The sequence below is a fragment of the Gemmatimonas sp. genome, assembly GCF_044345575.1.
GTDB lineage: Bacteria > Gemmatimonadota > Gemmatimonadetes > Gemmatimonadales > Gemmatimonadaceae > Gemmatimonas.
Genome location: NZ_JBIJAW010000115.1, coordinates 1 through 9,441 on the forward strand (window position 1 = coordinate 1; position 9,441 = coordinate 9,441).

Consider the following 9,441-nt stretch of genomic DNA (forward strand, 5'->3'; position numbering starts at 1 on the left):
AGCCTGCGCCTCCAGCCGTTCGACACTGAAGCAGAGCGCGCCCACGATGAAGCACCGAGCCACACGATCAGCCATCGACCTGTTCCTCCACGTGTTCGTAGACCCGAAACATCGCCCGGTTACGCCCACTGCGCTTGGCATCGTACAACGCCTGATCGGCCACTTCGACGAGCGTGGTTGGCTCCCGATCGGACCGCGCTACGCACTCGGAGATCCCGATGCTGACCGTCACGATTGGCGCCACAGGCGAGGCCCCATGCGGTAGGGCGGCGTGGCGTACCACGCCGAGCACCGATTCAGCGAACTGCCGAGCACCCTCGGCCGTCGTACTGGGGCACAGGATCACGAACTCCTCACCGCCGTAGCGGGCCACCAGATCCGTCTGTCGGCGCACCGCCGCTTGCAGCAGCTGTGCCACTCGGATGAGGACCTGATCGCCAGCCCCATGGCCGAAGGTATCGTTATACGGCTTGAAGGCATCAACATCGAGGAGCAACAGCGCCAGCGGTTGCCCGCTGCGCTGCGAGTGTTGCCACGCCTCGAGCAGAGTTGCGTCGAACGTGCGGCGATTGGCGAGCCCCGTGAGCCCGTCCGACGCGGCAAGCGACTGCAACTTGGCATTGGCCGCCGCCAGTTCAGAAGTACGGTCAGCCACCTGCAGCTCCAGCTGGTGTTCTCTATCGCGCAGCCAAGCCACGTGCCGCCGCGCGGCGAGCACCTGCCGTAGCGCAATCAGCGACGCCAATAGAATGCCGCCGCTGAACAGAACGCGATCGATGTCCCCGTCACGCCACAGGGCTTGTCCCATGGCCGCGAGCACGAGTACGGATGCCGCGGCAGCGAGCGGTGGCAGCGTACCGTCGGCACCGGGATCGGGTCGACTTGCCGATTGCAGCGCCGAGCGACGGCTGGTTTCGCCGAGGATGAGGAGCGCGAGCGTGCTCACGGCATGACAGAGGGCCGACGCGAACAGGAAGACCGGTGAGCGGGCGACATAGAAGGAGACACCGATGAACCCATCTCCCACGAAGGAGGCCAGCACGGCCACCACGAGGGCGTTCATGACGCGGGACGGCAGAATGGTCAATCCGCCGCGCGCCCGTGCGATGAGCACGATGAGCATGGCGGCGTCGAGTACCGGGTAGGCCACCTCGATCAGTGGGGCGAGCGTGGGGTCGCCACCGGCATTTACCGGCGAAGGGCGGATGAGTGCGTACCACACGACGAGCCCGAAGCCACCCACCGCCACCAGCGCATCCAGACTGGCGAGTTGTGCACTGCGCCAGCGGTTCGTTCGCGGGACCGCGAGCATGCCCACGATCACGCACAGGTATGCGGCGAGTTGCAGGGCATCACCCGTTGGCTGCGACGCGCTCCCCGGCAGCAGGACGGTGGCCCGAAAGACCGCGGCCGACAGAAGATCGAGCGTGGCGGAGAGCGCCAGAAAGGCGTACAGGCCGGCGCTTCCCTGACGCCAGTGATGCCGGGTGGCCGCCATCAGCGCGAGCACACACAGCACCCGAACGGGCAGATCCACGAACGTGAGCAAAAACGCCCCGACGCCGGGCGTTTCCACGACCGGCGTGATCACGGCGCCCGCCAGCAGGAGCACGCCGCTCGCCACGATCAGACGTCGGGATGACGTTGTCCCGAGAGGTCCCCCGGTATCGGGTTGGATTGGCAATGTCACGACGACTCCTTCGTCTGCGGACGAGGTCAGTGAATATTCCTCAATGTACGCACGAGACGCGTCCCTGTTGGTTTCCCTGCCCTCCCCGCATTCCGTGAGCGCTCCCCTCCAGCTTTCCCGCGCCGACATGCAGGCGCTTGGCGAACGTGCCCTCGCCATGGTCATCGGCCATCACGAGGGGATTCGCGAGCAGCCCACCACCACGTCGGTGTCACGCGACGAGGCGATGCGGTTGGTGCACACGCCGTTGAGCGAGGGTCCGACGCCTCCCGCCGAGCTACTCGACCTGCTCGCGCGCGACGTCTTCCCGAATGCGTTCCGCGCCGACCATCCGCGCTTCTACGCGTTCGTCCCCAGTCCGTCGAACTTCGTGAGCGCGGTGGGCGACTTTCTCACGAGCGGCCACAACGTGTTCAGCGGGCACTGGCTCGCGTCGAGCGCCGCGTCACAGATCGAACTCACGGTGCTCGACTGGCTGCAGCGTGCCTGCGGCCTCCCGGAAAGTGCCGGCGGCATCTTCGTGAGTGGCGGGTCCATGGCCAACCTTTCGGCCATCGTCGTCGCGCGCGAGACGCGCCTGGGTGGTCACGATCCGCAATCGGTCGTGTACTACTCCGACCAGACACATTCGTCGATGTCGAAGGGACTGCGGGTGCTGGGATTCAACAAGCCGCAGCGACGCATGGTGGCGACGGACGACGCGTTCCGCATGGACGTCGCCGCCCTCGAGGCCGCCATCGCCGCCGACCGCGCGAACGGCATGCGCCCGTTCTGCGTGGTGGCCAACGCCGGCACCACCAATACGGGCGCGGTGGATCCGCTCCCCGCGCTCGCCGATCTGTGCGCGCGCGAGGGATTGTGGCTCCACGTGGACGGCGCTTACGGTGCGGCCGCGGTGCTGCATCCCCGCGGCGCGGCGGCGCTCGAAGGGCTCGACCGGGCCGACTCCATCACCCTCGATCCGCACAAGTGGCTGTTCCAGCCCTTCGAGATCGGGTGCCTGCTCGTGCGCGATGCACGGCTCATGAAGCAGGCCTTCCGGGTGGAAGAAGACGACCACGCCGATTACCTCGCCGACGTGTCACGCCACATTCAGGACGACGTGAACTTCTTCGAACGCGGCATCCAACTCACGCGGTCGTTCAAAGCCCTCAAGGTCTGGCTCTCCCTGCGCACCTTCGGGCTCGCAGCCTTCCGTGATGCCATTCAGGTGGGTTTTGACGTGGCCGACTTCGCGCAACAGTGGCTCGAGGCGAGCGGCAAGTGGGAGCTCGTCACGCCATCGCAGATGGGCATTCTCACCTTCCGCTGGCGCGGCGAGGGTATGAGCAATGAGGCGATAGACGCCCTCACGGCACGTACGGTCGATCGCATGCGTGAGGACGGCTACGCCACGGTGATGAGTACGATTCTGCGCGGTCGACCGGCGTTACGGCTGTGCCCCATTCACTGGGATGCCAACACCGACGAAATGGCCGCCACTCTCGAGCGGCTGACCCGCTTCGCGGAGATGGGCTGAGTCCGCTGGACTGAGTCGATCGGGCTTTGCCCGTCGAGCAGCGGCTCAGCGCTGCTCGACCAGGAGGACCAATCCCTTCCCGCCCGGTACGGTGATGCGATCGCCTGGCGCCCAGACCGCGCCTTCCTGAAACGCCTGCACCGCCGGCGCACGGAGGCGCACACGCACGGGGTCAAGACCAAGCGCGCCCCAGTCAACCGTGAGGGTGACCGGCGCATCCGTGGCGCGCCAGTTGCCGAGCGAGATCATCGCCTTCACCGGTCCCGCGTCGGTGGTTTTCGACCACGTGGTGGCCAGCACGTCCGCATCACTCGTGCGCACCGGATCCCGGCCGGACCACCATCCATGCATGGTGCTCTGCTGGATCCCGAACTGGTCCCACAGTCGCCAGATCGGCGCCGGATCTCCGCTCCACGGCAGGCGAGCCGTCATCCCCATGGTGAGACCGCGCCACGGATTCCCACCCTTCTCCAGCATTTCACCCATGAGCCCGAAGGGAATGCCGGAGAGTTCGACCAGCCAGTAGTCGGGCTTCGAGTCGTAATCGAAGTACTCGCCGAACCAGAGGCGGTTGATGTACGGGAAGTGCTCGAGATAAAGGTTCGCGCTTGAGGCGAACCCATCGCGCGGGTTGTACTGGTTGGCCGAGTGCAGATCGAGCAGCGCGCCCGTATTACCACGATCGAGCGTCTTGCGGATGCGCTTCATCGTGAGTCGATCGAAGGCCACGTCATCGAGATAGAGGCCGTCGATCGCCTGATGCTTCACCAGCCAATCGAGCCCTTCGATATAGAAGTTGTGCCAGCGCGATACGCCGCTGTTCACCACCGCCGCATCCTTTATCGTGGGCACGTGCCACGCCGCGATGTAGTCACTACCCAGATGCTCCTGCAGCCACGAATAGCCGCCGCCAGGCCCGTGTGACAGCACTTCGTCACCCAGCGAGCGCAGGGCGAAGAGCTCCGGCGCGTGGTTCGTGAGTTCGCGCACCGTGTAGTAGATCTTGGTCTTGAGCCCCTTCGCATGCGCGGAGTCGATGTACGCCTTCATCTGCGCGGTCTCGATGAAGGGGTAGTTGATCCACGGATTCACGCGGTTGGCGTGATGCACATTGAGCGTGTTGGCACCGCGCTTCGCTGCCGAGTCCACCGGCACGAAGGCGTGGAAGAATCGCGTGGCCCACTGCCCCTGCACATCGAGCGGCTTGAACGGCGTGATCATGAGCCGGAAGTCGAAGCGCAACGAATCACCCGCTGCAAGACGGTGCGCGCCGCTGTAACAACGCACCAGCACCTGCTCGCTCCCGTTGCGCGCGATGTCACACCCACCCTTGCCGCCGTTCGCCCACGAACGCGGCTCGACGAGCGGCTTCGAGAGATAGAAGTTCGTGTTCAGCGGGCGCACGTATTGCTCGTCTCTCAGCGTGAACTGGAGGCCCGCATTCACATCGCCGATCCACGCGGCATCCTGGTTCTTCTTCGCGACATCCCACGTCCAGCGGAACGTGTCCGGACGATACCCGCCCTTCTGCCCGAGCCCCATCATGTAGCGTGCGGCGCTCGCCTGCATGGGGATCTCAAGTGCCACATCGGCCAGTGAGGTCGCCGCCGAGGCGCGCAGGGTGACCACGTACTCCACGGTGCCGTCGAACTCGAGCTGCGCCCGCGTATCAAGCGAGAGTGCGCCCGCCGAGCGCTTCGCCCGCCATGCCACGGCACCGGGGGCCTGCTTCGTGACCGCCGGCGCCGCGCCATTCCAGTCGAGCGGCTGGCCCGCCGCATCCTTCACGGCGAGACGTACGGGCGCCGCGAGAATGTCACGCGACGTGGTGCCGATCGACGTGTTGTTCGGCGCAAAGAACGAGCGAATTTGCGCCGGCATCCCGTCGGTGCCGAAGGTGAAGTCGCGCCCCAGCAGCGCGATGGTGCGCCCCTTCAGCACGAGCGGCGTGTAGGGCTTTGCCACGCTGTCATCGGCTGCAAGCTGCGAGTTGAGCCAGCGGAGGCGCGTGAGGTCGTCCGGCACATCATCGCCGTGCGCCACGGCGCGTTCGGCGGTCACGGTGATCGACACCGGGATGCTACGACGACCCTGCACCGAGGTGATCGTAACCTGGCCGTCGTAGCGCCCGGGCGCGGCCGCGGCGGACACGTCCACGCCGAACCACAACGCCTGTACCTTCCCCGAATCCACGGTGATCGTGCGCGTAAAGCGCTGCCCGGACCAGTCGGTGCCTTCGAGATTGAACGCCGTGATCGCCGCAGCGGGAATCACCGCCCCGGAGGCGCTACGGAGTGGCGTGGCCGTGTAACGCACGGAGTCCACGCGCCCCGCATACGCCCACACGCCGATCTGGAACGGGTAGTACTCACCACGCCGCGCCGTACCGCGGAACGGCTGGAATGCCCCGCGAGCGGCCCACCCCTGTGGGATGTCGTCGGTCATGCGGATCGAGCGCGATCTATCCTCCGCGAAGGCAAGAAACGGAGCCCCCGCATGGCGTGTCAGCAGGGCGGCGAGTTCACTGCGGGTCGCGATGTACTCCATCGCGGTGAAGGCCGTGAAGCGGTTGATGGCATCGAACCCCGTTACCCGCGCCTCGGGGAGCGACCGCGCTCCCGAGACGCGTGCCAACCACTCGGGGTCGGCGGTCGCCTCCACCGCACGATAGGTGATTTTCGGGTAGTTCGACTTGAAGGTGCCGGTGTATGGGAGGTAGTACACGTGATACGTACCGGTCGCCGGCGCCTGGAAGATCAGTTCGCCCTGCTCGCGCGTGATCGACCGGCGCTGCACGTTGGCGATCCGTCGGGCCTCGCGCCCCTCGCCCACCATCACGATGGCATCGATCTGCTCGGGCGTGCGGTCGCGGCGACGCCACGGAATGCGCACCAGCACGGCGTCACCGGCAGCGTCGACTTGCACCACGGCGCGGTGGTTGCCGAGCGAGTCGGCCTCCCACTCGCCGGTGCCGTAGCGGAGCGTATCCGCGGGGCGCACAGCGCGCGCGGACGTACCACTACCGGCCGTGATGCGGCGCGCGATGACCAGGTCGAGCGAGTCTTCCACCGTTTCGTCGACATCGGCGGCGTACGGCTTGCCGGCGCCGAGCCGTTCGGGCCACTCGCGCGCCGCTCTCACATGTCGAGTAGCATCGTCCCAGCGGGACTGCGCGATGGCCGCCCTTGCGAGTCCGAGCTGCGCCTCGTGGTACACAGCACGGGCATCCTTCGCCCCTTCGGCGGGGAGCATCACCAGCGTGTCGAGAATCTGCGCGGCCGCCGCAAACTGCGCGGCGGTCACGTGCGCCTTGGCGCGCAGGAGGGCGAGGGACTCGTTGGCGGGGAACCGCCTCGTGGCGCGCACACCGTGCGCCACGGCGGTCAGCGCGTCGCCGTCGGCGAGCGCGCGCTCGATACGGAGGCGTGCATAGCGCCACTCGCTGCTGTCGAGCGCGGCGGCGCGCGTGAGATCCTGCCGCACGAGCCACGTGGGTCTGGCCGGCAGCGACGCGCGCGCGCCATAGAACGGCGCGAAGTCGGGGGCGTTGCCGAGTACCGCGAAGAGCGAGTCGGCGGCGCGGCTACGCCCCATGCTCCACCACGTGAGCGCGAGATAATAGGCGGGCTTCCACGATCCGCCAAGTCGGGCCGCCTGCTGCAGCGCGGGCACGAGTTCCGGGCGGAAGGGGAACACGCGCGTGGCGGGGAGCGCATTGGCCTTTGCCACGAGTGTCGCCGCGTCGCCCGGTTCGAGCACGGCGCGCCAGTAGAGCGCCTCCGGATGATCGCCGATGCTGCGCAGCACGCGCAGCGCGGTCTGGCGGTCGCCGGCATCCACATACCACGACGCCAGTTCGAGCAGCGTCTGCTCCGGGAGTTCGCTCCGCACCCCGGTGCGCAGAACGGCCTCCGCGTCGGCACCATTCGTCGCAAGGGCCCGTTCGAAGCGCGCAAAATGACTGAGCGGATCGACGCGATCGAGCTGCGCGAGATAGGCATCGCGCGCCGCCGCATCGCCCGCGCGGCGCGCGAGCACCACGCCCATGGCCAGCGCATCGCCGTGCTGCGGCTCGAGGGCCAGCACCTTGCTCGTGTATTCGCGGGCGCGCGTCATCGCGCCGGCGGTTGCCTGCAGGCGGGCAAGGCCGAGCCACGCGGCCGGGCGCCACTCAGGGGACTGAGCCGCCAGCTCGAACCCGTCGCGCGCATCCGCGTCGCGCCCCAGCGCGCGGTTGGCCAGTGCGTAGTGGTAGTTCGCGGCTGCGTCGTAGGTATCCACGGCAAGCGCCCGCTGCGCGAACCCGCGCGCCGCCTCGTACTCACCCGCGCGGATCGCGAGCTGTGCGCGGTCGGTGAGCGCCGGCACGTAGTTGGCGTCTTTCGCGAGCGCGCTGTCGAGGAACGGGCGCGCCGACGCATAGTCGCGCTGCCGCATCCACTCCTTGCCCTGCATCCAGTACCCGTACGCGCTGCGCCAGTCGAAGCTCGCGGGCGCGTCGACGGGGCGGGCGAGATTCGACGCCGCATCATTGGCGCGCCACACGAGCCGCTCGTCGCCCAGCACGACGATCAGGCTGTCGAGCGGCGCGCTGCCCAGCGGAATGGTGTCCACGTAGAGCGCGAGCGGCGCGCGCTGCACGAATCGTGAGGCGATGCGGCGAGAGCCGGAGTTGACGCGCAGCGAGTCGGCCACCGGAACGACGGGCGAGAACATGATGGCCAAGCGGTCGCCGACGCGCGTGGCGTTGAGTGCCCCCACCGAGCTCGCCGCCACCACTCCCTTGGTACCCACCACCGGGTACCACGCTTCCGTCCAGCGGTCCACCGTGCCCGGGGCGAACCCGCGGTGCTTGAACGGCGTGAAGGTGCTCGCCTCCGCGCTCTGGTTGAACAGCCGCCCGCTCTGTACCTCGGCGTACTGCCCGTTACGGTCGGTGAGCAGCTGCTCCCAGATCATCCCTTGGCGTGACAGCCCCCAGATCCAGAGCTTCTTCCCCGCCTTGTCGTCGCGCGACGACCACCGGATCATGCCGAAGTCGTTCGCGTGCCAGTACGCCCCGAAGTATTCGCTCTCCTTGCCGAATACGTGGTACGACTTGTAGCCACCGAAGTCGTTGTTGTCGTACCAGGAGAGATCCCGCCCCTGCGCATCGATGGGCCACGGGGCATGCTCGCCCGCGTGTCCCAGATGCTTCGTGCCCGGATAGAGGAACTGCAGCTTGCCGGTCACGGGGATCGCCGCGTTCATCCACGAGTAGTACGGCTGCTCGAGCGGTGAACTGTTGATCCAGCTCGACGTGGTGGTGAACATCGCATCGTTGGCGCCGAGTCGTACCTCGAGCCGCCACGGTGTGCGCGTGAGCAGATCGTGCGCGCCGATGATGCACGACACGCTGCCGTCGGGGTTGGTGCGCGTGGTGTAGTCCACGGGGGTGGACACATTCGGCGTATGGCCGATAATGCCGTAGTTGGCCTCGATGCCCCCGCTCGTCCAGGGCCCGCGCAGCGCCACGTCGCGGAACTTGACGACCTCGTTGTCGTAGAGGAACGAGCGCCCCGACTTCTTCTCGATGGCGTTCCAGATCTTCCCACCGATTTCGGGGAGGATCTGCACGCGGAGGTAGGCGTTTTCGAGTTCGACCACCTTCCAGCGCCGGCGCTCACTCGTCTTTGCGAACCCGTCGAAGCGAAAGTACGGGTACACCCGCCCCATGACCGGGATGGGGTTGGGATCGCTGAACGGGTAGGTCGTGAACTCGCGCTGGAATTCCCGCACGGTGGCGGCGGGCGCTGCCGACGGCGGTGCGGGCGGCGTCGCCGCACCAGCAACCGGCGAGAGAAGCGCGAGGACCCCCAGCGCGGCGGCGATCGGGCGGACGGGACGGCAGCAGTGGCGGTACGTCGCCAACAGCGACTTCGATGGAGAGGAGGGCATGGGGCAACGTTACGTCCCATCGCGGCGAGCCGCACGTCGGGTTTACCGGAACGCACGGCGGTCAGATGCCGCCAAGGCCCTCCTGCCCCCTGAACCCCGGCGCGGAGCGCGTTACATTGAAATCGTAGTACGCGGACGTGGCGAAATTGGTAGACGCACCAGCCTTAGGAGCTGGCGGGGCGACCCATCCCGGTTCGAGTCCGGGCGTTCGCATTGGCAGGAATCACGGCGCGCGGCCGAGGGCCCACCGTTCGAGTCGGCCCCGTTTATTCCCCGGGGCATGCGCGCGACGCGT

The 9,441-nt window shown here is 67.4% G+C and carries 3 protein-coding genes and 1 tRNA gene; 2 read left to right on the forward strand and 2 right to left on the reverse strand.

The window, feature by feature from the left end:
- Nucleotides 1-67 precede the first annotated feature (67 nt).
- Entirely contained in the window at nucleotides 68-1,624 is a 1,557-nt protein-coding gene (locus ACIQ6O_RS08665; RefSeq protein WP_396207380.1) for a diguanylate cyclase domain-containing protein, read from the reverse strand.
- A gap of 160 nt (nucleotides 1,625-1,784) precedes the next feature.
- On the opposite strand from ACIQ6O_RS08665, the gene ACIQ6O_RS08670 reads away from it, so the two are divergent.
- Nucleotides 1,785-3,209, forward strand: a complete 1,425-nt coding sequence (locus ACIQ6O_RS08670; RefSeq protein ID WP_396207381.1) for a pyridoxal phosphate-dependent decarboxylase family protein — start codon at nucleotides 1,785-1,787, stop codon at nucleotides 3,207-3,209.
- A gap of 45 nt (nucleotides 3,210-3,254) precedes the next feature.
- On the opposite strand, the gene ACIQ6O_RS08675 is transcribed toward ACIQ6O_RS08670, so the two are convergent.
- Nucleotides 3,255-9,146 carry a glycoside hydrolase domain-containing protein gene (locus tag ACIQ6O_RS08675; RefSeq protein ID WP_396207382.1) on the reverse strand — a complete coding sequence of 1,964 codons (5,892 nt, stop codon included), beginning with the start codon at nucleotides 9,144-9,146 and terminating at the stop codon, nucleotides 3,255-3,257.
- A gap of 131 nt (nucleotides 9,147-9,277) precedes the next feature.
- Here ACIQ6O_RS08675 and ACIQ6O_RS08680 point away from each other — a divergent pair.
- A tRNA-Leu gene (locus ACIQ6O_RS08680) sits at nucleotides 9,278-9,359 on the forward strand.
- The last annotated feature ends 82 nt before the right edge of the window (nucleotides 9,360-9,441 follow it).